Here is a 26224-nt window from a genome sequence, read left to right on the forward strand (position 1 = left end):
GGCCACGGTAGGCCTGCAGGATGCCGCGGCGTCAGGGCATTGCCAAACCCTGCTCCTCGCGGTACGTGCGGCCAGGAGTCCCTTCTAACGCTCACTTCGGGTGAGTGAATTTGCGCTCATTTCCCACGCGTGACGACAATTCGAGAGGAGCGTCGCTCGACGCTCAACCCACAAGGAGCACAGAACCCATGGATCTCAGAATCGGCATCATCGGACACGGCATGCGAGCGAGCCTCGCCCGCGAGGCACACCGCCCCGGTGAGGGCAGCCGCGTCGTCGCCGTGTGCGACGTGACCGAACGAGGTCGCGTCGCCGCGGCATCCCGCTACCCTGACGCCACCATCACCGCCGACCTCGACGAACTGCTCTCACTCGATCTCGACGTCGCCATGGTCTTCACACCGGACGACGTACATGCACGCACGGCGATCCCGGCCCTCGAAGCAGGCCTCACGGTCTTCAGCGAAAAGCCTCTCGCAACGAGCATCGCTGACTGCGACGCCATTCTCGCCGCCGCATACCGCACGGGCAGCCGGCTCTACGTCGGCCACAACATGCGACACATGCCGGTGATCACGCTCATGCGCGACATCATCTCGCGCGGCACGATCGGCGAGGTGAAGGCGGTCTGGTGCCGTCACTTCGTCGGACATGGCGGAGATTACTATTTCAAAGACTGGCACGCCGAGCGTGATAAGTCAGTGGGGATGCTTCTGCAGAAGGGCGCCCACGACATCGACGTCATCCACTGGCTGGCCGGTCGCTACAGCCAGCAGGTGCAGGCGATGGGCGAGCTCTCCGTCTACGGCGACATCACCGACCGCCGAGACCGCTCGGGCGAGCTCATGGGCGACTGGTTCAGCCTGGACAACTGGCCTCCGACAGAGCAGACCGGACTCAACCCGGTCATCGACATCGAAGACATCTCGCAGGTGAACATGCGTCTCGGCGACGGCGTTCTCGCGTCATATGAGCAGTGCCACTTCACCCCCGACTACTGGCGCAACTACACCGTCATCGGAACCCACGGCCGCCTCGAGAACTTCGGCGACGAGTCGGGCTCCGAGGTCGGGGTGTGGACACACCGACTGCGCACCTCCGGCAGCCCGGACGAGACGCACATCGTCCCCGAGGCGGAGGGCGGTCACGGCGGTGCCGACGCCCTCATGGTCGCCGAGTTTCTGCGCTTCGCACGCGAGGGCGGAGAGACGACGACCTCCCCCGTGGCCGCCCGCAACGCTGTTGCAACAGGAGTGATTGCGACGCAATCTTTACGCGGCGCAGGCGAAACGCTTGCGATTCCGCCAGTGGATGCCGCTGTGGCCGCGTATTTCGATGCGGGACAGCCCTCCCGCCAGGCACAATAACGGACGGGACACGATCCCGTTCTTTCTGCCCCACAAGGGAAAGGAGAGGAAGCCAATGAAGGCCCTCTACAAACCGCGCGCCGAGGCCGGCTTCGAACTCGTCGACAGACCGGAACCCGAAACCGCGCACGACGAAGTGAAGATCCGCGTGCTGAGAACCGGCATCTGCGGAACCGACCTGCACATTCTGCGGTGGGACGACTGGGCCGCCTCCGCTGTCGCACAACCGCTCATTCCCGGTCACGAGTTCTGCGGCGAAGTCGTCGACGTCGGCGATCTGGTCAAAGGGGTGAGCGTCGGCGATCTCGTCTCGGGCGAGGGCCACATCGTCTGCGGCGTCTGCCGCAACTGTCGGGCAGGACGTCGGCAGATGTGCATCCGAACTCAGGGAATCGGCGTCAACCGCAACGGCGCCTTCGCCGAATACATCACGCTGCCCGGCGTGAACGTCTGGACCCACCCGACCGATATCGACAAGGACGTCGCGGCCATCTTCGATCCGCTGGGCAACGCCGTGCACACGGCGCTCTCGTATCCCGTGGTCGGCGAAGACGTTCTCATCACAGGCTGCGGACCCATCGGTCTGATGGCCATCGCCATCGCACGTCACATCGGCGCGCGCTACATCGTGGCGACCGACGTGAGCGATGAACGACTCGAACTCGCGATCTCCATGGGTGCCGATCGTGCGATCAACCCTGCGAACGAGTCGATCCACGACGCGTTCACCTCACTCGACATGCACGAAGGATTCGACGTCGGCTTCGAGATGAGCGGCGCACCTGCGGCCCTTCGCCAGATGGTGGAGAACATCAACAACGGCGGACGCATCGCCATGCTTGGTCTTCCCTCGGAGCCCTTCGCCATCGACTGGAGCCAGGTCGTCACGCGGATGCTCACCCTCAAGGGCATCTACGGTCGCGAGATGTTCGACACGTGGAATGCGATGACGGCGATGCTGCAGAGCAGCGAGACTCTCGCGGCATCCATCAGCTCGATCGTGTCTGACCGCTTCGACGCCCGCGACTGGCGCGACGCATTCGACACGGCAGCGAACGCCGGGGGCGGCAAGGTCGTCATGGACTGGACGGAGATCTGATGTACGGATCGATCAAGCAGCACCTCGAGAGCGAACTCGCCGGCATCGAGGAGGCCGGACTCACCAAGCGCGAGCACGGCATCGCGGGGGCGCAGGGCGCTCTCGTCGAGACGGACGGGCGCGACGTGCTGAACTTCTGTGCGAACAACTATCTGGGGCTCGCCGATCATCCGGCGATTCGGGATGCCGCAAAGCACGCGCTGGACGAATGGGGCTTCGGCATGGCCAGCGTGCGCTTCATCTGCGGAACCCAGACGCAGCACCTCGAACTCGAGCGGCGCATGTCGACGTTTCTCGGCACAGAGGACACGATTCTCTTCTCATCGTGCTTCGACGCGAACGGTGGACTCTTCGAAGCGCTGCTCGGCCCGGACGACGCGATCATCTCCGATGAGCTCAACCACGCGTCGATCATCGACGGCATCCGACTCTGCAAGGCTCGGCGGATGCGCTACCGCAACCGCGACCTCGCCGACCTCGAGGGGCGGCTCCGGGCGGCATCCGATGCTCGGTTCCGTGCGATCGTGACCGACGGCGTGTTCTCCATGGACGGACACATTGCCCCACTCGAAGGCATCTGCGATCTCGCGGAGAAGTACGACGCGCTCGTGATCGTCGACGACTCGCACGCGACGGGGTTCATCGGCGAGCACGGCCGCGGAACGCCCGAGCTCTGCGGGGTCGGCGAGCGCGTCGACGTCTACACGGGAACGTTCGGCAAGGCACTTGGCGGGGCTTCCGGCGGATACGTCTCGGGCCGCGGTGAGATTGTGCGGCTGCTGCGTCAGCGCTCGCGCCCGTACCTGTTCTCGAACTCACTCGCGCCGTCGGTCGTGGCGGGCACCCTCGCCGCACTCGATCTCGTCGAGGATGCCGCAGAGTTGCGCACTCAGCTTTCGCAGAACGCCGCCGAGTTCCGCTCCCTTATGACCGAGGCGGGTTTCGATCTCGTGCCGGGTGAGCACCCGATCATCCCTGTGATGCTCGGCGACGCGAAGCTCGCCGTGGATATGGCTGCGCACATGAACGCGAACGGCATCTACGTCACGCCATTCAGCTTTCCTGTCGTGCCGCGGGGCAAGGCGCGCATTCGTGTGCAGCTCTCCGCCGCGCACACGAGTGAACAGGTGCGGCGCTGCGTCGATGCGTTCGTCGCCGCGCGTGACGCCGTCACCGCCGCGTAGCTGACGGCATCCTCTCCCCCGCCCCGCCTCCTCACCCAACCGCGCTATTTGTTCGGGTTTGCGCTACAGAAATTCCTGTAGCGCAAGCCCGATTCTGTAGCGCAGTACAACTGCAGCGAGATGCGCAGCGCAGAGCAAACATGAATCTGAGGATGCTCGATCGCGATGACCGGCATGCCAGACTGGGCCACATGATCTCCACACCGCTTGCCCAGCAACTGCGCGAGGCCGGACTGCGGTGGACTCCCGTCTCCGGCGATGCCTTTCAGGTAGCCAACACCGAGTTCGAGGGTGACGTCTTCACCGTCAGCGACATGACGATCGAAGCGCACACCTATGACACCGGCACAATCCTCGGCTTCAACGGCACGACCGAGTGGGCGCTCGACTCGGTCGCGCTCGAAGACGCCGTGTGGCTCCCCCGCGAAGACCAGTTGCGAGACATGCTCGGGCCCGCGTTCGTGATGCTCGAGCGTGAGGATGCCGGCAGAGCCATCGACTACAAGGTCACTGTGACGGTGGGCGACGATACTGCGACCTTCGTGAGTGAAGACGCCGCGGAGTCCTACGGAATGGCACTCTTGGCCTTGCTCCGCAGCCTCCGCTGACTGCGCCCCTCCCCCTCGCCTCCGCGCCCCATCGTTCCTCGCCCCATCGACCGTGTGCCACTTTGTCTGCCCAAACAACCCGCGGAGAACGCGCAAAGTGGCACACACCGTTGCGGCTTTGCGAACGGCTCAAGCCGCTCGTGCAGCGACCGCCGCACGCGTCTCTTCCAACACCAGATCACCGTTGATTGCGCCGCCGGCCATCAGGCCCTGCGCGGCTGCGGCCGCCACGACTGCGCCGAGTTCACTCACGTTCCCAGCAGCCCAGACACCATCTATGTCGGTCTTTCCCGCGAAGTCCGTCTCGACGAAGAGACCCATGGGGTTCTCGCTCAGCGTTCCTCCGAGCTGCTCGTAGAGCCCAGCGTTCGCGACAAAGCGCGGCGCCACCGTCAGCGCATCAATCGCGAGCTCATGGCCGTCGTCGAGCACGACCGCGTCAATCTCGCCGTTCTTCGCCCGCACCTCGGCGACGCGGCCCGTGACTACCTCCACACCGAGCGCCGCGAGAGTGCCCCAGTCCTCGTCCGCCAATTCGGGCATCGTGTGGGTGAAGAGTGTGATGTGCTCACTGAGCTGACGGAACAGCTGAACCTGGTGCATCGCCATAGCCGTTGTGCCGAGCACACCGATCCGCTGACCGCGCACCTCCCATCCGTGACAGTACGGGCAATGGAGCACATGGGTGCCCCACAGGTCGGCGAGACCAGGCACGTCGGGCAGCTCATCACGCAGGCCTGTGGCCAACAGGATGCGGCGAGCACGCAGCTCATCGCCGTCGGCGAGGTCGAGCACAACATCGCCGCCGTCACGTCGGACGTGTGTGACTGTGTCTGACAGCATCCGTGCGCCATAGCCTTCTGCCTCGGCGCGCCCCTGAGCAATGAGGTCGCGTGGCGAGATGCCCTCGCGCCCGAGCAGATTGTGCACACCGGATGAGGGTGCGTTGCGCGGCTCGCCCGCGTCGATGACGACGACGGATCGCAGCGAACGCGACAGCGCGACGGCGGCGCTCAGCCCGGCGGCTCCTCCGCCAATGATGGCGACATCGACACGTGAGTCGACGGCGGATGCCGCGTCCGCAGTCGTGGAATGTGGTGTGGGATCGCTTGTCATGATCTTCTCCTTCGTGATGGAGCCGGCCAGAGCCTCGAGGTCATGGTGCGCGTGTCGTTGATGCGCATCCTGAGAGTCGCACGGCGGCTCCGGTAGATGAAGCGTGCGAGCATGCACTCATGGTAGACATGTCATGCTTCTCCAGCATACACTTTTGCCTATGAAGCAAGATGATGTCGAGCCGGATGTCGACGTGCTGATTCGCCGCCGAATTCGCGGCCTCCGGACTGCGCGTGGCTGGTCGCTCGAGTCTCTCGCAGCCCGCTGCTTTATGAGCCCCTCAACCCTCAGCCGCATCGAGACCGGACATCGCCGCATTGCCGTCGACCAGCTCGTCACGCTGGCGCGAGCGCTGGGAACTTCGCTCGACGCGCTCGTGGAACCCCCCGATGGTGACGATGTGGTGATTCGCCCGGAACCGGAAGAGACTCCTGGCCGGACGACATGGGTCCTGTCGCGAGAGAGCCAGGGCGTCACGGTTGTGAAGATGCGCATCACTCCCGAGTTCGACCCGGGCGATGAGCCGCGGGTGCACCCGGGAAGCGACTGGTTCACAGTGCTCACAGGTACCGCTACGCTCCGGCTCGGAGATCACACGCATGTGATCGCGGCGGGAGAAGCAGCAGAGTTCTCGACGATGGTGCCGCACGCGATCACGGCACCTGATGGTCCAATCGAGATCGTCTCAATCTTCGATCGTGACGGCGAGCGCGCGCATCTCCACGAAAACTGACCGCACCCTCGATCGCGCCACTTTCTCTGCTCAAGACCAGCCGGGAGAACGCGCAAAGTGGCACACGACGCGAGGGGGGAGACGCTGGCACACGGCGCGAGGGACGAGGCGCGCAACTCAGAACAGCCCGATGACGATGTCCCCCAGCTTGTAGATCGCCAGGCAAATGAACAGAACAGCCGTGATGACGAGCGCCACGTTCGTGTACCACTTGTTGCGCCACTGCGTTGGCACGCGGTCAGTGTTCAGCAGCGGCAACAGTGTGATCGCGAGGAACGGCAGGAACAGCGCACCGAGCACTCCATACGCGATCACGAGCGCGATGGGCTTGCCGAGCAGCAGCAGAAGCATCGGCGGAAACGTCAGCCACAGCACGTAGAACCTGAAGTACTTGCCGTTCTCGCGAGCATCCGGATGTTCACTGTTCTTGCCCCGCATGTTCGCCCAGAAATCAGCGAACACGAGCGAGACACCGTTCCACACCCCGATGAGCGATGAGAATGCCGCGGCGAAGAATCCGACGAGGAAGGCAACGCCGATGACATCCCCGTACTTGTCCTGCAGCACATCGGTCAGCTCAAGGAGTCCCTTCGAATCAGTGCTCAGCGTGACACCCGCTTCGGCAACGACAGTTGCCCCCACGATGAACATCGCAACCACGAAGATGCCCGTCATGACGTAGGCCATGGTGTTGTCGATGCGCATCACACGCATCCACGACGGGTGCGACCAGCCCTTCTCGCGCAGCCAGTATCCGTAGGCCACGAGTGTGATCGTTCCGCCGATACCGCCCGACATCGCGAGCGTGTAGAGCACCGAGCCCTCCGGGAGTGTCGGGATGAGCCCCGCGAGCAGGCCCGGCAGGCTCGGAGCCGCGATGATCGCGAGTCCCACGATGATGACGAACATCACGCCAACGAGCACCGCAGTGATCTTCTCGAAGACGGCGTAGCGGTTGAACCAGACCAAGACAAGACCGAGGATGCCCGTCGCAACAGCGAACACGTTGAGCGGAACCGCGGGAAAGAGCGCTGCGAGCGGCATCGCGGTCGTCGCCATGGCCGTAGCTCCGTAGATGAAGCCCCAGACGATGATGTACGGCGCGAAGTACCAGACGGGCCAGCGGCCGAGCGTGCGCCACCCCTCGAAGATCGTCTTGTCCGAGGCAAGCACGTATCGGCCGGACCTCTGCCCGCGCGACCGCTGCCCGTGCGACCGCGTGCCACTTTGTCTGCTCAAGACCGGTCGGGAGAACGCACAAAGCGGCACACGGTTCAAGGAGGCGAAGGCCGGTTCGCGCATAGGCTGAGGACATGACAGGTTCTTCCGGTCAGCGGAACGCAGGGGACTCGACACGCCGCGACACGCAGAGCGGCGGGCAGCATCCCGCCCGCCACCAGCTGGAGCGGCTCAGCTCACGCTCGATCGACTGGCAGCGCGGCTTTCTGCCGACAGTCGCCGACGACGAGGCACGTCCCGCCGCAGTGCTGGTGCTGTTCGGAGTGCTCGACGACGCTCCCGCACTCGATCCCGAGGGCCCCATCTCGGCGGACCTCGATGTGCTGCTGCAGCGCAGAGCGGCCACGCTCAGTTCGCATCCGGGACAGATCTCGTTTCCGGGCGGTCGGCTCGAGCCAGACGATGAGGATGCCGTCGCAGCTGCGCTCCGCGAAGCGGAAGAGGAGACGGGACTCGACCCCGCGGGCGTCGACGTGCTCGGAACCCTGCCGATCGCGCCACTCGCGGCGAGCCGCCACATGGTGACACCGGTGCTCGGCTGGTGGCGGCATCCCACACGCGTCGCAGCTGTCGATCACGCGGAGACCGTCGACGTATTCCGCGTTCCCGTCGCAGATCTGCTGAACCCAGCGAATCGTCTCACGTCGGTGCGGCACTACGGCACACGCACGTTCCGGGCGCCGGCCTTCACGCTCGCGGCATCCAACACCCTCTTGTGGGGTTTCACAGCCGTCGTGCTTTCGCGACTCTTCGACGAGCTCGGCTGGACGCAGCCCTGGGACGAGACACGCGAACTCGAGGTCTGAAGCCGCGCCTACCGCCGGTCGGCCGTGCCACACCGGGGTCGCACCTGTCCACGGAGTGACCCGCCGAACCGACGGGCGTAACCTTTCTCGCACGAGGGGGTGCCATGACCGTCATCATCGCGTTCGCCGCCAACGTGCTCGTCGCCCTTGCGAAGTCCATCGCTGCGGCCATCACAGGGTCGGCCTCGATGGTCGCAGAGGCCGCGCATTCGTGGGCGGATGCCGGCAACGAGGTGTTCCTCATCGTCGCCGACAAGCGCTCCGCGAAGCCGAAGGACAAACGTCATCCGCTGGGTTACGGGCGTGAGGCCTACGTGTGGTCGCTCATCGCTGCGTTCGGCATCTTCACGGCCGGCGCCGTCGTCTCCGTCATGCACGGCGTGCAGGAGCTCACGAACCCGGAACCCGTCGAATCGCCGCTCATCGCCTACCTGGTGCTCGGTGCCGCGTTCATTCTCGAGGGCATCTCGTTCACGCAGGCCACGGTGCAGGTGCGGCGTCGCGCCCGCGAAGCGCGCACTTCGCCCATCCGGCTCGTGCTGCGCAGCTCTGACGCGACGCTGCGCGCGGTCTTCGCCGAAGACGCGGCGGCACTGCTCGGCATCCTCATCGCCGCCGGCAGCATCGCACTGCACCAGGTCACGGGCGAAGCGATGTGGGATGCCGTCGGATCCATCACGATCGGCGTGCTGCTGGGCGTCGTCGCCATCGTTCTGATCGACCGCAACCGGCAGTTCCTCGTCGGCGCGGAATCATCGCGCTCCGTCCGCGCAGAGGCCGGACGGCAGCTGCTCGCCCACCCCGACATCGAGCGCGTGACCTATCTGCACCTCGAGTACGTCGGTCCGGGGCGCCTGTTTCTCGTCGCCGAGGTCGACATGGTCGGCAACGACAGCGAGAACGACGTCGCCGTCGAACTTCGTCGCCTCGAGCGTGAGCTGGAGTCACACGAGGGCATCGAGACCGCCGTTCTGTCGCTGTCGGTCAGCGACGAGGAGTCCCTGAGGTTCTAGACCTCAGCCCTGCCGAGCAGATGCGCGGAGCACCTCATCCGACACGGTCAGGGTCGCCGTGCCTCGAACAGTTCGCACACGGTGTCGTAATAGGCGTCACTCTGACCGAGGTGCGTCATTCCGATGCGTCGGCAGACGGCCATCGAGGCCGTGTTCGCGGGGTTCGTCACGGCGACGACGCGGTCGAGACCGGCATCCCACGCATGCGTGAGAACGCGCGCAGCCGCCTCACTCGCGTAGCCGTGGCCCCAGGCGCGCGGATGGAAGTGCCAGCCGATCTCGGTGTCGCCGGAGGGCGCATCGCCCGTGCCCGAGGCGGGAATCGACTTCAGCAACAGAGCTCCGAGCAGCTGCTCATCATCGGTGCGCTCGACCGCCCAGACGTGATGAACAGGATGCTGCAGCTCACTCCACCGCTCGAGTAGCCTGACGGCCTCGTCGCGTTCCTGCATCACCGTGGGAGCGTGCCCGATGTATCGCCGCACTTCGAGCCGCGAGTACATGTCGAAGACGAAGTCGGCGTCGCCGAGGGTCCACGAGCGCAGTGTCAGGCGATCGGTCTCCAGGTGATGCACGCTTCCATGGTTTCACAGGGCGCCGCAGTCAAACCGGGAGATTCCTGCGCCCAGACGCGTGCGGGCTGCGGCCCGAGTCCTCTGCGTCGGCAACACCGAGGTCGATCGCGAGGCGACGCATCGCCTGGTCGAAGTATGCCGCGCTGTCGTCGACCGACCCGACGAAGTGACCGAACATCTCGAATGAGAGCGTTCCGAAGATCGACGACCACGCCATCAGCAGGCGCATCACGCCGTCAGATCCGTCAGGGAACGCATCGCCGAGACCGGCCTGGGCGAGGTATTCGTGCGCGCTCGAGATGGAGGATGCCTCGGCGACAGAGGCCTCAGAAGTACCCTCGCCGCGGGCGGGAGGCGCGGGAGCGCGCGACGGGTCGACGCGATAGGCATCCGCCACGATTCGCACAAGGACAACCGTCGCGCGGGTCGCCGGCTCGATCGTCGTGCGGGGCGCGGCATAGCCGGGCACGGGCGTGCCATACAGCAGCCCGTAGTCGCCAGGATGCTCGAGGGCCCAGCGCCGGATCGCGCGGCACACCGCCATCCAGCGCGCCGCCGTATCGGCGCGGTCATCGACCTCGGCATCCGCCTGCTCTGCCACGGCACCGAGCTCGTTGTATGCCTCGATGAGCAGCAGCGTCAGAAGATCGTCACGGCTCGTCACGTACCGGTAGACGGCCGAGGACACCATGCCGACGTCACGGGCCACCGCCCGGAGTGACAGCTGCGCGGGCCCCTCATCGCGCAGTCGGGCCCGTGCCGCCGCGATGATCTCAGCGGTGATCTGTTCACGTGCTCGCTGCCGCGCGGTCTTCGCGTGCCCTGGCACTTTCTCGCCATCACTCACCCTCCCACTCTTGCGCATTTCGAGAGCAGTGGCAACGTTCGAGAGCAGTGCTCTTGTTTTAACGCCTCGAGCGTGTCACACTCAAACCGAGAGCAGTGCTCTCACTTTGACGAAGGGAACCTCATGTCCGAACGACACCTCATCATCGGCGCCGGCCCTGTGGGTCGGCATGTCGCCGCCGAGCTCGCCCGCGAGGGGCGACGCGTCACCGTCGCGACGCGGAGCGGCTCCGATCTCGCCATCCCCGGGGTCGACGCGATCGCGCTCGATGCCTCCGACCCCGACGCACTCAGCCGCGCGGCCGAGGGGGTCGATGTGCTGTACAACTGCGCCAATCCCCGCGACTACACCGCGTGGGAGACCGTGTGGCCTCCGCTCGCCAGCTCGCTGCTCACCGCGGCCGAGCGTTCGGGAGCGGTCTACGCGATCACAAGTTCGCTCTACGCCTACGGCCCGGTCGACGGCCCGATGCACGAGCAGCTTCCCGATGCCGCGACCGACCACAAGGGGCGTCTGCGTGCCGGCATGTGGCGTGACGCGAAGCGCCTGCACGATGCTGGGCGCATCCGCGCGGTCGAGGTGCGCGCCTCCGACTACGTCGGGCCCGGCATCGGGCAGAACGGACACATCTCGCGGCAGCTCCCTGCTGCGTCGAAGGGCAAGACGGCGTGGGTCTTCGGCCGAAAGGATGTGCCTCACACGTTCACAGATGTGCAGGATGTCGCTCGCACGATCGTGGCGGCCGCGGCCGACAGCGGAGCCCACGGCCGGGTCTGGCTCACACCCAGCAACCCGGCGAAGACACAGGAGGATGCCCTGAACGACGTGTTCCGCGCCGCCGGCATCGCGCCCGTTCCGGTTCGCAGCATGCCGCGGGCGCTCGTGGCGGCGGCATCCCTCGTCTCACCGCTCATGCGTGAGATCAACGAGCTGGCCTACCAGTGGCGGGCGCCGTACCTCGTCGACGATTCCGCTGCACGTGAGCGATTCGGCATCGAACCCACCCCGTGGGACGACGTCTGCCGCCGAACCGCCGGCGTCACCGCGGTCACACTCTGACGCGCCTGATCGAGTACCGGCGCCTCACGGTCAATCGCGAACGGATGGCGTCAGAAGTCGACGCGCCGCCCGAACGAGCGAGGGCCGCGCGGCGGTGGCGAGCACGTCGCTGCGGTCCGCAGCCGCACCAGCTCATGGGGCTGCAGCTTGGCACGTGCGGCGAAGTCGTCGATCGACGAGAACGCGCCGCTCCTCTCACGCTCCCGCACCATGTCGCGCGCCGTGCGGCGTGACATGCCGGGGAGGCTCTGCAGCTCGCGGGCCGACGCCGTGTTGACGTCGATGGGGTCAGAGGATGCCGCGTCCGCAGCGCCTCCGGGCGACGAACCGGACCCCGCTGAATCGTAGAGGTCTCCGGAGCCGCCGCCGACCTCGCCGAGCAGGCGAGCGGCCTCGCCGGTCGTCGCTGTTGCGGCATCCTTCGCCCCTCGCGTCGTGCCCGTGCGACCACTCGGCTGCGACGACTGCGACGGTTGTGACGCACGTGACCGCGACGGCCTGGATCGCGATGCCGAACGTGCCTCGCCCGAGCGCTTCGACTGCTCCGCGCTGCGCCGACCGGCGGCCGCCGCGCCGCTGGTCGAGCTCGACTCCTTCGAGGTCGCCGACGCGCCCTCGAGCGTGCGCTCCCACAGCAGCGTCAGCCACTGCGTGTTGACGTACAGCGCCACCATGACTCCGACGATGTAGACCCCGAGAGTGATGAGCTGCCCCGCCCCGCCAACCGCGGCGACGTTGCCGATGACCGCGCCGATCGCGAACAGCACGCTGAGCCCCGCCCAGGAGCCCTTGCGCGCCATGATCGCCACGATCACGAAGGCCAACCACGTCGTGTACCCGTTCGGCACAAACGCCAGCACGAGCCATGAGCTGCGCGCCAGCATCCACCCGATCGTCGGTTTGTCGTCTGCCATGGGTCTACGCGTAGTCCTTCACATTCAGCACCATTGTCACGGTGTCGTCAGCGTCGCGCGTCTCGGAGACGAGGTCGAACCCGGCGGCATCGGCGCGTGTGCGAATACGCTCCGCGACCGCCTGCTGCACCCGCAGCGCGTAGGCCGCATCGAGTCGCGCGACCAGCTCGGCGGCCTCGTCCTGCCCCACATCGCGGCCGTCGTCCGCCGCGAAGTGGGCGCTCCAGACACCCTGTTCTGTGAGGCTCATCATGACGTCGACGCCATCGACTGTGGCACGCACCATCTCGCCAGACACGGCGACATCGAGCGCGCCGACGTCTTCGAGTGCGGCTCCGAGAAGCGTCGGGTTCTTCATGCGGGTGCGCACCGTGACTTCATCGCCGGCGGTCGCCTGCGCGGCATCCTTCTCGTCCGACCGGTTGGAGAGGGATGCCGTGACAGCCCCGGTCGCCCCCACGGCGCCGACCGACGCCGTGACGGCCAGCGCGAGCGGCACCAAAAGCAGCGAGACGCTCATGAGACGGTCTCCTTTCGTTCGTGTGCACGACCGTGACGGTGCGCACCGGGAGCGTCGTCGCGCACCCCGAGGTCGTAGAGCAGGTCGTCGAGGGATGCCTCGTCAGCCCAGCCGTTCACGGCGACGGTGCCGTCGGCGGCGATGCGAACTTCGAGCCGGTCGCGTTCGCCGTGTGCGTCGATCTCCCGCACACGGTCGGCGTACCGCGGAGTGAGGGCGCGGATCCCCTGATTGGTCGAACCGATCCAGGGGCGGCGCGCGTCGGGGAAGTCGCGGAGATACGGCCCGTCGCACAGCAGATCGGTCGCCTCGAGAAGACGCGCTACGTCGCGGCGGCGCGTGGCAAGGCACTGCAGCCTCTCGAACGTGTAGCCGCTGAAGCTCATCACGCTGAGTCCGGCCGCGCGAAACGCCTCCGCCACGTCGGCCACGGCATCCGCTTGGTCGAAGGGCTCACCGCCGAGCAGAGTCAGTCCCTCGGCGCCGGCGGCAGCGGCCTGTGCCGCCCAGTCCTTGCCCAGCGCGACTGCGTCTCCGAGCGTCGCCCCGCGCGGCGCCCACATGTGCGGGTTGAAGCATCCGGGGCAGCGCACCGAGCAGCCCTGCACCCACAGTGCAGCGCGCACTCCGGGACCCTCCGCCTCGGTCGCCTCAAGAAACCGCGACCACCGAAGCATCTCTGCGTCGGGGTTCGGCGGCTCGTGAGCGCCAAGACCGCTCCGTTCCGCGACCGCGAGCGCCGCGGCATCCGGAGCCGACTCTGCGATTGAAACCATGCTCACGTGCGGTCCCAGTCCTGCTCGGCGCTGGTCTCGGCGTTTGACTGACCGGTGCCGATGCGGTTGTAATCGTCGGTGAACGACGAGGTCACGGTCTCGGCCTCGAGCAAGTTCTCGAGCTCTGCGATGTAGTCGAGGCACTCAGAGCCGTGCATGCCCACTGTCTCGGCGGCGACCGTGCCGTCGGGCTTCAGTGAAACGATGAGCTTCTTCGTCATGTCGGTCTCCTCACTCGTCCGCTCAGTAGTCCACGGTGCGTCCGCCGCGGTGCGACGACAGCGACGGTGAGGGAGTGTCGGATGCGTCCCGCTGCGCGGCCTCCGTCGGCGCCATGTCCTCGGCGCCCGTCGCCCGCACAGCGCGCTGCTCGGCCCAGTCTCTGATCATCTGAACCTCCTCGGCCTGTGTCACCGACAGCGGAATCATCGAGGTGACGGCCTCCTCGAGGTCTGCCGCCGTGACCGGGCGCGACCGGCTGTACCCCGCATAGAGCGCGGCGATGACGGCCTGCTCGATCTCTGCGCCCGAGTAGTTCTCGCTTACGGCGACGAGTCGTTCGATCACAGCCGACTCCTCGGCGAGCGCGGCGAGTCCGTTGCCCGCTGCGCCATTCAGCGCCAGCTGCAGACGCCAGATGACCTCGCGCTCACGTGCCGTCGGCAGGTCGACGAAGAAGATCTCGTCGAAGCGGCCCTTGCGCAGAAACTCGGGCGGAAGCGAGTCGATGTTGTTCGCGGTCGCGACGACGAAGACGGGCCGCTTCTTCTCCTGCAGCCAGGTCAGGAACGTGCCGAACACGCGCGCACTTGTGCCCGAGTCACCGCTGCCGGTCGTATTTGAGAAGCCCTTCTCGATCTCGTCGACCCAGAGGATGCACGGCGCCACGGCCTCCGCGGTCTGAATCGCTGTGCGCAGGTTCTGCTCGCTCGAGCCGACCAGCCCCGAGAAGATGCGCCCGATGTCGAGTCGCAGCAGGGGCAGGTTCCAGGATGCCGCTGTCGCCTTCGCCGTCATCGATTTGCCGCACCCCGGCACACCAGTGATGAGCACACCGCGCGGGTTCGGCAGTCCGTACTCCCGGGCCTGTGCCATCCACGCGCCATTGCGGCGGCCAAGCCACCGCTTGAGGTTCTCAAGTCCGCCGACGTCGTCCAGATCGATGCCCGGGTCCACGAACTCGAGCAGCCCTGACTTCCGCACCGTCTGGCGCTTCTCATCGAGCACGACCGAGATGTCCTTCTCGCCGAGCCTACCGTCGTTGACCATCGCTCGGGCGAACGCGTTCTCCGCTTCCGCCATCGTCAGACCGAGTGCCGCGTGCACGAGCCGCTCGCGCACGCTGTCGTCTGCGTTGATCTGGATCCGCCCGCCGCCGGTCGAGTTGTTCACGATCATCGTGTCGAGCAGCTCGCGAACCTCGGCTGCCTCGGGCAGTGGAAACTCCATGAGGTGGATGAGCTTGTCGAGCTCAGGCGGAATCACCCGGATCGGCGCGGTCACGATCATGACGCGGCTCGACTCGCCGTGCCGGAAGTCGAGCACCGTCTCGCGCACTTTGCGGATCACTGCGGGCTCTCCCGGTCGATGCTCTGAGCCGAAGTACGCGTGCAGGTCGCAGAACACGAAGACCCCGGCATCCTTTTCGCCCGCCGCGTGGTCGAGAGCGCGCACCGGGTTCGTCGTGTTCGCGACGACCTTGCCGTCCGGCCCGGTGAGTCCGACGGCTGACGACCACGTCCATACGGGGCGCTTATGGCGCTGGGATGCCGCGGCGTGCATCACCTCGGAGATGACGCGCACCTCTTCGCTCGACTCGATGTAGAGCAGCGGCAGTCGCGCCTTGAACGCCTCGTCGAGGTTGGTGGAAAAGCTCACATCGTCTCCGTTTCATCGTCGGTGGTCGCGTCGTCGGAGTCCGCTCCACCGGCATCCATTGTGACTGTCCAGTCGCCCTCGCCCGTGTCAGCGGTGATCACGAGGACGACGTTCGGCGATGAATCCCACGTGCCGACGACGTTCGCCTCGTCCGTCTGCATGATCGGATCGAAGCCGGTGCCGATTCCGGCGACCTCGACGCGGAACAGTCCGGTTCCCCGATGCTCGAACCGGGCCGATGTCGCCTCACCCTCATACAGGAGGTACGCGTTGCCCGACCCCGAGTACGTGTCGGTGATGATCGTCGTGTCGATGGCGTCGAGGCGGAAGCTCCACGCGCCGGCCGCCTGAACCCACAGTTCGGTGTCGTAGCCGGTCGGCACCATGACCACGGTGTCGTCCTGCGAGTACGCCGACCCGATGCGGCGCGGCCTCTCCCGGTCGCCGGCCGGTCGCTGCACCTGGGAGGATGCCGTCATGTAGAAGTCGGCGTATCCGTCGAGCTCGGAGAACCTGATGATCGAGGGGTCGACCTCAGCAGGAATCGTCACGTAGCCGCTCCCCTCGCCCGAGTACGTGCCGCCGTCGGATGTGAACTGCACCGGGTTCTGTTCGTCCCAGGCGCGATCGCGAAGCGGGTTCGTGCCGATTCGTCCGGTCTCGAGGTCCATCATGAGCGCCGGCGTCTGCGCATAGGCGAGCCCCATCGCGGCGATCGTTCCGATCACCCAGACCCAGATCGAGAATTGACGGATGCTGCGACGCGCAGCGCTCGACGCGCTCATGCTCCGCTCGTCTCCTCGTCCGCGGCCTCACCGGGCGTCTCCGTCGGGGTCGGCGTGCTGACGGCATCCTCGTTCACAGTGATCGACCAACCGCCGCGGTCGTGCCCCGCGACCACGAAGATCACCATGTCGCTGTCTGGCCACGCGACCGTGCGGTCGATGGAGCCCTTGCCGTCCACGGCGGCCTCCGGGCGGAAGCTCGTGACGAGGTCGACCCACATCGTGTACTCGCTTCGGAGGCTGATGCGCGCACTCGATGCCTCGCCGCGGTACACCAGGGCGGCGGGGCCGATGCCGCTCACCGTGCCGCTCAGCTTCTTGAGGTCGGGCTGCGTGACGGTGATGCGCCACGGCTCGTCGTCCTCCGGCCACAGCGCGATGTCTTCGGCGGGCGGCACGAAGTACGTCGACTCCGAGCTCAGCAGGGTCGTGGAGGGAACGTCACCGTACTCATCCTCGATCACCGTGTCGCCAGACGGACCGGTGAGGGCCAGCCTCGTGTAGCCATCCTCACTCACAACGCGCACCGGCTTCGTCACGTCGAGTCCCGTGAGCTGAATCGCCTCTCCCGGCTCACCGCTCCACGTGTCGCCGTCCTTCTGTGCTGTGCCGGCGTCGGGGTTCTCCCAGGGGTCTCCGTCGAAGGATGCCTCGCGCTCAGGCGCTGGTCCGGCGATCAGGCTGCTGATGACGACCACCATTGCGAGCATTCCGCCGATGCCCCAGAGCATGCCGGAGAAGCGCTGAATCGCCGTGCGCGCTGCGGCCGACATTCGCGTGCTTGCCACCGATACCCCTCCGTCAGAACATAAGGGTACTGGCGAAACGGCACACCGGCGACGGGGAGCAGTGCCCGGTGCGCCACGCCGAAAGCACCGTCTTTCGGGCGGCATCCACCTGATACCCAGTTAAGAGCGGTTTCATATCCAGACGGGAGGTCACAATGAAGTTCAGAACAGTTCTTTTCGCCGTGATCATCGGGGGTCTCGGTTTCTGCCTCGGAGTGCGCTCTGAGCGTGGCGAGTTCGATGATGCGAAGAAGCGCGTGAAGGCGTGGTCGAGCCCTGCGCTCAAAGAGGCCCGCAAGCGGGCGAAGCGCATCGACAAGCAGCTCGCGAAGAAGCTGAAGTAGCCGCCGATGGGACTCTTTGGCCGGCCAGCGGCCGCCCCTCAGCCTCAGGAGAAGCACTCAGCACGAACCCTCTGGACGGACGGCTTCGGCCACATCGCGACGCGGTGCGTTCAGATCATCGCGGTGCTCGCCGTCGTCACGGTCGTGATCTTCGCGCTCACGCAGCTGACGCTCGTACTCATTCCGGTGATTATCGCGCTCATCTTTGCATCGGCGTTCAACCCGCTGATGTCGTTCATGCGACGCCATGGCGTTCCTTCGCTGTTGGGCACGCTCATCGCTCTGGTCGGGTCGTTTGCGATCATCTCCGCTGTCGTGTGGCTCATCGTCTGGACGGTGCGTGCGCAGTGGGATGAACTGATCGAGTCGGCGGACACCGGCATCAAGCAGCTGCAGACGTACTTCCAGCACCTGCCGTTCACGATCGACCAGGAGCAGATCAACTCGATCCGCGACACTGCGGTCGACTTCGTGACGAGTGCGCAGTTCGGCTCCGGTGCGCTCGCGGGAGTGTCTGCGACGGCGAGCTTCTTGACCGGTCTCGTGCTGATGTTCGTTGTGCTGTTCTTCTTCCTGAAGGACGGCCCGGCGATCTGGGAGTTTCTGCTTCGGCCGTTCCGGGGGGAACAGTACGAGCGTGCGCGTCGCATCGGTCACAAGACGGTTTCGACACTCGGCGGCTATGCGCGAGGCACAGCGATCGTCGCAGCGGCTGATGCGCTCGGCATCGGCATCGGTCTTGCGATTGTGCAGGTTCCGCTTGCGCTGCCGCTCGCTGTGATCGTGTTCCTGACGGCGTTCATCCCCATTGTCGGTGCGACGCTTGCCGGCATCCTCGCTGCTCTTGTCGCCCTGGTGACCAATGGACCGGTTGCGGCGATCATCGTCGTCGGCATCGTGGTGCTCGTCAACCAGCTCGAGGGCAACTTCCTGCAGCCGGTTGTGATGGGTCGTTCGCTGAAGCTTCATGCGCTCGTGATCTTGCTCGCGTTGACGATCGGAACGATTCTCGGCAGCATCATCGGTGCCGTTCTCTCGGTGCCGATCGCGGCTGTGGCCTGGGGAATCATCACGGTCTGGAACGGCGAGAACGAGCCGGCGGAGCCGTTCAAGCAGAAACGGCCAGAGGTCGCCTAGCACGACTCTCACGCGCGTCCCACGCGTGACTGCTCGTGGTTGGTCACTTCTTTTGCTCATTGCCGCGCTAAGCCAGAAGAAGTGACCACCCGCGTAAAGCACGTCAGGTGGCTGGGCAACGTCAGGTGGCACTGGGCAACGTCAGGTGGCACTGGGCAACGGTGCAAAGCGAGGGCCATAGGATGCCGCGAGCGCCGCCGCCCGCGCCGCAAAGCCCTCCGCCCCACCCGCGTACCTCTGGCGGAACCGCGCCGCACCTCCCGTGGCCGCCGGGAACCCCGCATCGATCGAGGCGACGTTCACCTCGGCATCCCCGACGGACTCGGCGGCCTGCACACGTGCTGCGGCGAGCGCGGGAGCGAACAGCATCCTGTCGACCAGGTCGGCAAAAGGCGCGTCGACCCAGCTCGACTCGCTCGGCTCCAGCGCGCGAGTGTCGATGCGCTTCAGCACGCCCCCACGCCAGCCGGCGCACACAGCCGCGCGGTCGACGACATCGGGGTCAGCTCCCTCGCGAACCGCGGCGACCGCCTCGGACAGCACAGCCTCGTCGACCACGGCGCTGACATCTGCCCGTGCGTCCGCGGTGTCGTCACTGACACGCTGCCGATCGAAGAACGCGTCGATGAGGTTGCGCGCCTCCGCAGTGTGCGACAGGTGCACGAAGTACCGCGACTCGATCTGCGAAGCCGTGTCCGCGTCGACGAGCGACCCCTCGACGACCGCGGCCATCGCGGCCCGGGGCGCCGGCAGCGTTCCGGCCTCCGCGTGTGCCGTGGCGATCCAGCCCGGCAGAACACCCGCCAGGCGGGGGTCGCTTCCGTTGCCGCCCGGAATGCGGAACCCCTTCGCATCCCACGGCTTCACGGGCTCGGGATTCGCGTCGATCCAGGCGAGAGCGGATGCCGTCGCAGCGGCAGCATCGCCCGCCACCTCGTCGAGCAGTCCGGCTTCCAGGGCGGCGGCGGCATCCATCGTCTCGGCGGGCAGAATCACGCGCAGGGCGCGCTCGATGCCGACCATGCGCGTGTATCGCACAGTACCGCCAGCGCCGGGCAGCAGGCCGAGACCGACTTCGGGGAAGCCCACGCGCAGCCGCTCGTTCGCGATCGCGATGCGCCGGTGACAGGCGAGCGCCAGTTCGAGGCCGCCGCCGAGCGCCGACCCGTTCAGCACGGCGACCACGGGGAGCCCCAGGCGCTCCAGCCGGCGCAGGTCCCGTTTGATGCCGTCGAGCCGCGCGAGCTCATCATCAGCACGTCCTGCGTCGGAGGCGCGCAGAGTCGTCAGGTCGCCGCCCGCGCAGAAGGAGCGTTTCGCCGAGGTGACGATCACTCCGCGAACGGCGCCCTTGCCGGCATCCCTGTCTACTTCGATGCCGTCGATCGCGGCGCGCATGCCCTCGATGTACGCCTCGTTCATGACGTTGACCGGCGCCACCGGATCATCGAGCGTCAGTGTCACGATTCCGTCGGCGTCGCTTCGGGTGACGGCGCTCTGCCGTGCGGCATCCTGCCCAGTCTGCGTCGTTGCAGTCATCCGTTTCTCCGTTCACTCAGGCGCGCTGGCGCGGTCAGCTCACGCGCTCGATGATCGTGGCGATTCCCATTCCCGAGCCGACGCACAGCGTGACGAGTCCGCGGCGCAGCTCGCGTCGTTCGAGTTCGTCGAGAAGCGTCGCGATCAGCATGGCCCCTGTCGCACCGAGAGGATGCCCGAGCGCGATCGCCCCGCCGTTCACATTGACCTTCTCGTGGGGCACATCCGTCTCACGCATCCACCGCATCACGACGGATGCGAACGCCTCATTGACCTCGAACAGGTCGATGTCGGATGCCGCGAGCCCGGCCCTCGTGAGCGCCTTGCGTGTCGCCGGGCCGGGCCCCGTCAGCATGATCGTGGGGTCGCTGCCGACGACGGCGGTCTGCACGACGCGGGCGCGGGGCCGCAAGCCGAGGCGCTCCCCGATCTCGTGCCCGCCGACGATCGTGAGTGCGGCTCCGTCGACGATGCCGGACGAGTTGCCCGCCGTGTGCACGTGGTTGATGCGGGGCACCTCGGGGTAGCGCGAGAGGGCGACGGCGTCGAACCCGAACTCGCCGATGCGGGCGAAGGATGCCGGCAGCCCGGCGAGCATGTCCGCCGTTGTGCCGGGGCGACGGTGTTCGTCGGTCTCGAGCAGCACCTGTCCGTTGATGTCGACGACCGGAACCACGGATCGGCCGTACCGCCCCTCCGCCCAGGCCTCCTCGGCGCGGCGCTGCGACTCGGCAGCGTACTCGTCGACCTGCGTCCGGTCGACGCCGTCGATCGTCGCGATGAGGTCTGCGCCGATGCCCTGTGGCACGAAGCCGGCGTCCCATGCTGTCGCCGGATCATGACCGATCGCGCCGCCGTCGCTGCCGAGTGGAACGCGTGACATCGACTCGACGCCTCCCGCGAGCACGAGATCTTCGAAGCCCGATGCGACCTTCTGCGCGGCGACGTTCACCGCTTCGAGCCCCGAGGCGCAGAACCGGTTCAGCTGCACGCCGGGCACCGTCTGCGGAAGTCCCGAGGCGAGTGCGGCAGTGCGGGCGATGTCGGCGCCCTGCTCGCCGACCGGTGAGACGACGCCGAGCACGATGTCGTCGATCAGGTCGGGGTCGAGGGTGGGATGCCGCTCGCGAAGCGCCCCGATCAGTCCCGTAACCAGATCAAGAGGTTTCACGCTGTGGAGGGAACCGCCACGATTCTTGCCACGTGGCGTGCGGATGGCGTCGTAGATGAATGCATCACCGGGCATAGTCACCTCACTGTGTCTGACCACTGCTCTGCATCAACGCTGCAGTGCCTCGATTGTGCCCCAATCCTCTCCCCCGCGCTATTTGTTCGGGTTTGCGCTACAGAAATTCCTGTAGCGCACGTCCCGACTTGTAGCGCAAAGCAAAACTTCCTCTGGTCTTCTCCTCAGCCTCTCGGCAGGCACGATGCTAGTCTGTCGTCGTGCTTCGCCCGGGGGCGAGAAAACGGGAAGACACGGGTTCCGCGTGACGCGGTCTGGTGCTCTTCCCGCGTCAGAGAAATTCACCATTAAGGCAGGCGCAGCCGCGGTACGTCCCGGCTCTGAGCCGAGAAGCGAGCGGGGGGCTCGATGGCGACAATCTGGGTCGGAACCGGCTGGGGACGGATGGATGCGAGTTCCGCCATTCAGAGCGCAGCACCGGGCGATGTTCTCATCTTTGACCCGGGCCAGCACGACATCGGCAATTTCATACTGTCCAGCCTGACGCTGCAGGGCTCGGAGGCGGGACCCGTTGTCGTGACGGGAAAGGCACGGGTAGCGGGTCATTGCCGGTTTACCGACCTTGAATTGCGATCCCTGCCGTACAACAACGCAGTAGCGTTCACTGCGGCGGACGCTTTCGCCACCCTCACACGCTGTACTGTCGTCGGTGATCCCGCCGTGAAGTTTCCTGCGATCTGGCACGAGCACGGCACCCTCGTTCTCGACCACGTGATCATTCAGAACGATCCTGAATTACATGGGTTGCAGGTCGCAGAAGGCGCACGAGTACATGCGACAGCGTCGCAGCTCGGCCGGGTCTGGGTAAAGGGCGGGCACGCCGATCTCGTCGATTCGTCGGCAGACCAGCTTGAACTGCTGAGCAGCGCCAGAGTCAACGCATACGGCACGTTGACAATCACGCCGCCTCCGGGAAAACGCCTGTTCACCGCAAGCGGGCAGTCTGTCTTCGAGATCGCGCAATTGCGACTCGGAGACGAGTATGCAGAGGCTTACGCGAACGACAGCATGATCCGCATCACCGCCGTCGCACAGGGCGGGGACGGATCGTTCACGATCATGACGGAAGACGACGCACGGGTACATGCGCCCGACGGCCAGGTCACGGTGCGTGACGCAAACGCCCCGGCGAAGCCTGTGCCCGAGCCAGAGAGCACGTCTACGCCGAAGGTCGTACTCTGGCCCCTCGCGCAGGCGCACGAATTCAAAAGCATGATCATCCCGCAGCTCAGCGTCGGCGACACCGTGCTCCTCGAGGAGGGGGACTACTACCTCAGCGAGTACGAGAACGACTTCATGCTGCTGAATGCGAGCCTTGTCGGTCAGGGTCGCTCCGAGCGAACGGTCATCCACGGGACTCTCGGCCCAACTCCCGGGGGTTCTCTCACGGTGCGCAATGTGACGATACGTCCCACCGTCACCACTCAAAACGCCGTCAACGTCACAGTGGAAGACGGAGCCGTTGCGCTCCACAACGTCGTCCTCGGTAGGCTTCCCGAAACGGAGGTGCCCTCGCTCTACGCGAAGGATGCCCGCGTGGAACTTCGCGACTGCACTGTGACCGCGGATCCGGGTGACGCCGAGAACTCTGTCAGGATCGCCGGCTCGTCGGCCACTCTCACGGCCACGGAATGCGAGCTGGGATTCTTCGCTGCGACCGATGGGGCGACGGCGACGATCAACGGTTCCACGTCCTACTCTCTTGTCGCGGACGGCGGCTCCGCCGTCACCGTCAGCGATAGGCACACGCTCCGGGAGAACACCGGCGGTTTCTACGGACTCACGGTGTACGAAGGTTCCCGCCTGACGGTGCCGGAGCTCGCCGGGGTAGGTGAGACGACCTGCGCTCTCGTCGACAACGGCTCACTCACGATCGGGATGCTCAGTGGGGGTGCTCCGAGCTCACTCACGGTCCACCGCGTTGGCAACGCCGATCTGGACCTCGCCGACGTCGCTCATGACCTGTACACCGTGTCAGAGGACGGTGAGCTGACTCCCGTGCACGAAGTGGAACACGCAACCGCGTCCAGCCACTCCACCACAGGCGACACCACGTCGGATGCCGGCACCGCAGCACCGAACTCGCCAGACGGTGACGCACTCGCGGAGCTCAATTCACTCATCGGCCTCGAGAACGTCAAGCAGAAGGTTCAGAGCTTCATCAACACGGCCACACTCAGACGGCGCCGTGCCGAGCTGGGACTCCCGGCCGACGACGGTTTCACGTTGCACAGCATGTTCCTCGGCAATCCTGGGACGGGAAAGACCTCGGTCGCCCGGCTTGTGGGGAAGGCTCTGCATCAGGCGGGCGTCATCGCCAGCGAGAAATACGTCGAGGCGAAGCGTGCCGATCTCGTCAGCGAGAACATCGGTGGCACAGCGCAGAAAACCCGGGCTGTGCTGGAGAGCGCCCTCGGCGGCGTGCTTTTCATCGATGAGGCCTACTCGCTCGCTGCGCAGGACTCGGCTGGTTTCGCCGAAGAGGCGGTCACCGAAATCATCGCGTTCATGGAGGATCACCGCGACGATCTCATGGTGATCTTCGCCGGCTACACCGACAAGATGCATGAGCTGCTCAGCGTCAACGAGGGTATGCGTTCCCGCATCAAGCATCGTTTCGACTTCGAGGACTACACCGCGGACGAGATCGCCCAGATCGGTTTGCGCGAGCTGAGACGTGCGCAGTATACGGTCAACGAAGAGCTGTACACGCGCATTGTCGCCACCGCGTACACACAAGGCGCGAGCGGTGCCAACGGCCGTTGGATCCGCAATTTCAATCAGGATCTTCGCTCGAAGCTTGACGAACGGGTCATCGCGATCCCGGATCCGACGCGGGAAGACCTCACCACGATTCTCGACTCAGATCTGCACGCTCTCGCCGGCGGCGATCCAGCCGATCGCGCCGCGAAGGTGGAGGAGCTGCTGGCGGAGCTCGATGCCATGATCGGCCTCGAACCCGTGAAACGTTGGGTGCGGTCCGTCGTGAATCAGGTGAAGGTCGCGCAGCGCATGCTTGAGCACGACGGCTCGGCGAAGCGCCCCACTTACCACATGGCCTTCCTGGGCAATCCCGGGACCGGCAAGACAACCGTCGCCCGGATCGTCGCAGGTCTCTTCCATGCGCTCGGAATCTTGGATTCCCCGACGGTCAAGCAGACGAAGCCGACGTCACTCGTCGGCCAATACATCGGCCACACTGAGAAGAACACCCACCTCGCTTTCGACGAGGCGATGGGCGGTGTGATGTTCATCGACGAGGCTCACCAGCTGAACTCCACCAATGGGCGCAACGATTTCGGCGTGAAGGTTATTCAGGCCATGATCCCGCGGCTTGAGGACGACCGTCACCGGTTCGTAGCGATCTTCGCCGGGTACACGGACCCGATGCGGCAGCTCTATGAGGCGGACCCGGGGCTGAAATCGCGAATCCCGTTCGAGATCGAGTTTCCCGATTACACGACAGCCGAGGTCGTCGAGATCGCCGCCCGTGCACTGTCACAGCAGTGGGTGTTCGATAGGAGCCTCTTCGATGAGATTGCGACGGCGGCCTACGATGCTCTTCCGGAGCAGGACCGCAGCAATGGTCGCTGGGCACGGAACTTCACCGAGCGGATCATCAGTGCGCATACCGACTACCTCGCGGAGAACGACATCCACGGAGAGGCTATGAAGCAGATCCCGGACGAGGTGCTGCGCACCGTCACCCGCTAGACTGCCTCCGCCGCATCCAGCGCGTCGAGCACCCGACGGCGCAGAGCGTTTGAGCGCTCCGCAAACCCGCGTTGCTGCCGCACGTACTCCGCTTTGCCCTCCGGAGTCTCGATCGCAACCGGTTCAGCACCCCAGCCGCTCACGTCATACGGCGATGCAGCCATGTCGAGCCACCGGATGTCACGCGCCAGCTCGAACGCATCGAGCAGCACCTCGCCCGGAACCAGCGGCCCCAACTTGATCGCCCACTTGTAGACATCCATTCCGGCATGCAGGCACCCCGGCTGCTCAAGCTCCGGCTGCGATTCGCGCGTCGGCTGCAGCCGATTGAGCGGCGCCGCCTTCGGGGTAAAGAAGCGGAACGCGTCGTAGTGACTGCACTGAACGCTGTGCGTGTCGACGACAGCATCCGTCCCCTCCTGCCCCAGTCGAAGCGGAACAGGATGCCGGTGCTCACCCTGCCGGTACACCATCGCCCACTCGTGCAGACCGAAGCAGCTGAACTGTCCTGGCCGTGCGGCGGTGCGCTCGAGAATCCGCCGAATCACGTCGACACCTGCCCGTTTGACGCGCAGATACTCCGCAGCATCCACGCGCACCGACTCGGGAGAGCTGCCGGTGACGTACCACTTCCATGACGAGCGGGGCGCTCCCCCGGCATCCTCGAGTTCGACCCCGGCGCCCGGGTGCCACCGCCGCAGAATGCTCGGCTTGTACGAGTAGTAGGTGAACAGAAAATCGTCGATGGGATGCCGCTCGCCGCTCTTCCGGCGAGCGCGCCAACCCGCGGTGAAAGCATCAGCCCGGCGCTCGTGCCCCGCTTCGCGCGCACGCCACTCGTCCCGAGTCAGAACTCGGGTGATCAGGGCGCTGTCGACGGTCACGCATCAAGGCTAACCGGCGCAGTCTGACACATGCAGTGAGCTCGCGGCACGCT

24 protein-coding genes and 1 pseudogene are annotated in these 26224 nt (G+C 65.9%); 11 read left to right on the forward strand and 14 right to left on the reverse strand.

The annotated features are described in order from the left end of the window. Window positions 1–188: 188 nt before the first annotated feature. The 4 genes from ACSAGD_RS14340 (at window position 189) to ACSAGD_RS14355 (ending at window position 4258) form a co-directional block, all read left to right on the forward strand. Window positions 189–1367: a Gfo/Idh/MocA family protein gene (locus ACSAGD_RS14340; RefSeq protein WP_437583455.1), complete on the forward strand. Its 1179-nt coding sequence runs from the start codon at window positions 189–191 to the stop codon at window positions 1365–1367. A gap of 55 nt (window positions 1368–1422) precedes the next feature. Then, window positions 1423–2466, forward strand: coding sequence for an L-threonine 3-dehydrogenase (gene tdh, locus ACSAGD_RS14345; RefSeq protein ID WP_437583456.1), 1044 nt, complete (start codon window positions 1423–1425; stop codon window positions 2464–2466). After that, entirely contained in the window at window positions 2466–3650 is a 1185-nt protein-coding gene (locus ACSAGD_RS14350; protein WP_437583457.1) for a glycine C-acetyltransferase, read from the forward strand. Before tdh ends, ACSAGD_RS14350 begins: the two co-directional genes overlap by 1 nt. A gap of 191 nt (window positions 3651–3841) precedes the next feature. Then, window positions 3842–4258, forward strand: a complete 417-nt coding sequence (locus ACSAGD_RS14355; protein WP_437583458.1) for a pilus assembly protein CpaE — start codon at window positions 3842–3844, stop codon at window positions 4256–4258. A 129-nt stretch (window positions 4259–4387) separates the two neighbouring features. Here ACSAGD_RS14355 and ACSAGD_RS14360 read toward each other — a convergent pair whose 3' ends face one another. Further along, on the reverse strand, window positions 4388–5374 hold the full coding sequence (locus ACSAGD_RS14360) for an NAD(P)/FAD-dependent oxidoreductase (RefSeq protein WP_437583460.1): 987 nt from the start codon (window positions 5372–5374) through the stop codon (window positions 4388–4390). Between the two features lie 160 nt (window positions 5375–5534). Here ACSAGD_RS14360 and ACSAGD_RS14365 point away from each other — a divergent pair, with 160 nt between their 5' ends. After that, entirely contained in the window at window positions 5535–6107 is a 573-nt protein-coding gene (locus ACSAGD_RS14365) for a helix-turn-helix domain-containing protein (RefSeq protein ID WP_437583461.1), read from the forward strand. 117 nt (window positions 6108–6224) lie between these two features. Here ACSAGD_RS14365 and ACSAGD_RS14370 read toward each other — a convergent pair. Next, window positions 6225–7292, reverse strand: a pseudogene (locus ACSAGD_RS14370) (Nramp family divalent metal transporter); the annotation flags it as partial. A 128-nt stretch (window positions 7293–7420) separates the two neighbouring features. Between ACSAGD_RS14370 and ACSAGD_RS14375 the strand changes: the two are divergent. Both ACSAGD_RS14375 and ACSAGD_RS14380 read left to right on the forward strand, forming a co-directional pair. Then, entirely contained in the window at window positions 7421–8152 is a 732-nt protein-coding gene (locus ACSAGD_RS14375) for an NUDIX hydrolase (RefSeq protein ID WP_437583462.1), read from the forward strand. Between the two features lie 104 nt (window positions 8153–8256). Beyond that, window positions 8257–9165 (forward strand): cation diffusion facilitator family transporter, encoded by a 909-nt coding sequence (locus ACSAGD_RS14380; RefSeq protein WP_437583463.1) that lies wholly within the window; start codon window positions 8257–8259, stop codon window positions 9163–9165. A 47-nt stretch (window positions 9166–9212) separates the two neighbouring features. Here ACSAGD_RS14380 and ACSAGD_RS14385 read toward each other — a convergent pair whose 3' ends face one another. Together ACSAGD_RS14385 and ACSAGD_RS14390 are read right to left on the reverse strand one after the other, a co-directional pair. Next, window positions 9213–9740, reverse strand: coding sequence for a GNAT family N-acetyltransferase (locus tag ACSAGD_RS14385; protein ID WP_437583464.1), 528 nt, complete (start codon window positions 9738–9740; stop codon window positions 9213–9215). Between the two features lie 28 nt (window positions 9741–9768). Continuing rightward, the gene (locus ACSAGD_RS14390) at window positions 9769–10587 is read right to left on the reverse strand and encodes a TetR/AcrR family transcriptional regulator (RefSeq protein ID WP_437583465.1); all 819 of its coding nucleotides are present in this window, start codon (window positions 10585–10587) and stop codon (window positions 9769–9771) included. A 123-nt stretch (window positions 10588–10710) separates the two neighbouring features. Between ACSAGD_RS14390 and ACSAGD_RS14395 the strand changes: the two genes are divergently transcribed. After that, window positions 10711–11646, forward strand: coding sequence for an NAD-dependent epimerase/dehydratase family protein (locus ACSAGD_RS14395; RefSeq protein ID WP_437583466.1), 936 nt, complete (start codon window positions 10711–10713; stop codon window positions 11644–11646). Between the two features lie 50 nt (window positions 11647–11696). Here ACSAGD_RS14395 and ACSAGD_RS14400 read toward each other — a convergent pair whose 3' ends face one another. Genes ACSAGD_RS14400 through ACSAGD_RS14430 form a run of 7 tightly spaced genes read right to left on the reverse strand, consistent with a single transcriptional unit; the run spans window position 11697 to window position 17307 of the window. Continuing rightward, window positions 11697–12560, reverse strand: coding sequence for a ComEA family DNA-binding protein (locus tag ACSAGD_RS14400; protein WP_437583467.1), 864 nt, complete (start codon window positions 12558–12560; stop codon window positions 11697–11699). Between the two features lie 4 nt (window positions 12561–12564). Further along, window positions 12565–13080 (reverse strand): hypothetical protein, encoded by a 516-nt coding sequence (locus ACSAGD_RS14405; protein ID WP_437583468.1) that lies wholly within the window; start codon window positions 13078–13080, stop codon window positions 12565–12567. Beyond that, entirely contained in the window at window positions 13077–13856 is a 780-nt protein-coding gene (locus ACSAGD_RS14410; protein ID WP_437585181.1) for a 4Fe-4S single cluster domain-containing protein, read from the reverse strand. Before ACSAGD_RS14410 ends, ACSAGD_RS14405 begins: the two co-directional genes overlap by 4 nt. 2 nt (window positions 13857–13858) lie before the next feature. Then, window positions 13859–14077 (reverse strand): DUF2997 domain-containing protein, encoded by a 219-nt coding sequence (locus ACSAGD_RS14415; protein ID WP_437583469.1) that lies wholly within the window; start codon window positions 14075–14077, stop codon window positions 13859–13861. A gap of 22 nt (window positions 14078–14099) precedes the next feature. Continuing rightward, complete coding sequence (locus ACSAGD_RS14420; protein WP_437583470.1) at window positions 14100–15734, reverse strand: AAA family ATPase; 1635 nt, start codon at window positions 15732–15734, stop codon at window positions 14100–14102. Next, window positions 15731–16519, reverse strand: a complete 789-nt coding sequence (locus ACSAGD_RS14425; protein ID WP_437583471.1) for a hypothetical protein — start codon at window positions 16517–16519, stop codon at window positions 15731–15733. Before ACSAGD_RS14425 ends, ACSAGD_RS14420 begins: the two co-directional genes overlap by 4 nt. Beyond that, on the reverse strand, window positions 16516–17307 hold the full coding sequence (locus ACSAGD_RS14430) for a hypothetical protein (RefSeq protein WP_437583472.1): 792 nt from the start codon (window positions 17305–17307) through the stop codon (window positions 16516–16518). The genes ACSAGD_RS14425 and ACSAGD_RS14430 overlap by 4 nt, the downstream gene beginning before the upstream one ends. Before the next feature lie 155 nt (window positions 17308–17462). On the opposite strand from ACSAGD_RS14430, the gene ACSAGD_RS14435 reads away from it, so the two are divergent. Beyond that, entirely contained in the window at window positions 17463–17651 is a 189-nt protein-coding gene (locus tag ACSAGD_RS14435) for a hypothetical protein (protein ID WP_437583473.1), read from the forward strand. Between the two features lie 6 nt (window positions 17652–17657). Further along, entirely contained in the window at window positions 17658–18788 is a 1131-nt protein-coding gene (locus tag ACSAGD_RS14440; RefSeq protein ID WP_437583474.1) for an AI-2E family transporter, read from the forward strand. Window positions 18789–18929: 141 nt separating this feature from the next. On the opposite strand, the gene ACSAGD_RS14445 is transcribed toward ACSAGD_RS14440, so the two are convergent. Both ACSAGD_RS14445 and ACSAGD_RS14450 read right to left on the reverse strand, forming a co-directional pair. Further along, window positions 18930–20327: an enoyl-CoA hydratase/isomerase family protein gene (locus tag ACSAGD_RS14445; RefSeq protein ID WP_437583475.1), complete on the reverse strand. Its 1398-nt coding sequence runs from the start codon at window positions 20325–20327 to the stop codon at window positions 18930–18932. A 34-nt stretch (window positions 20328–20361) separates the two neighbouring features. Then, window positions 20362–21573, reverse strand: a complete 1212-nt coding sequence (locus tag ACSAGD_RS14450; RefSeq protein WP_437583476.1) for an acetyl-CoA C-acetyltransferase — start codon at window positions 21571–21573, stop codon at window positions 20362–20364. 348 nt (window positions 21574–21921) lie between these two features. On the opposite strand from ACSAGD_RS14450, the gene ACSAGD_RS14455 reads away from it, so the two are divergent. Further along, window positions 21922–25287, forward strand: a complete 3366-nt coding sequence (locus tag ACSAGD_RS14455; protein ID WP_437583477.1) for an AAA family ATPase — start codon at window positions 21922–21924, stop codon at window positions 25285–25287. On the opposite strand, the gene ACSAGD_RS14460 is transcribed toward ACSAGD_RS14455, so the two are convergent. Beyond that, window positions 25284–26171, reverse strand: a complete 888-nt coding sequence (locus tag ACSAGD_RS14460; protein ID WP_437583478.1) for a 3-methyladenine DNA glycosylase — start codon at window positions 26169–26171, stop codon at window positions 25284–25286. The genes ACSAGD_RS14455 and ACSAGD_RS14460 overlap by 4 nt on opposite strands. Window positions 26172–26224: the final 53 nt, after the last annotated feature.

This window comes from Paramicrobacterium salitolerans, from assembly GCF_051513965.1.
In the GTDB taxonomy this organism is placed as follows: domain Bacteria; phylum Actinomycetota; class Actinomycetes; order Actinomycetales; family Microbacteriaceae; genus Paramicrobacterium.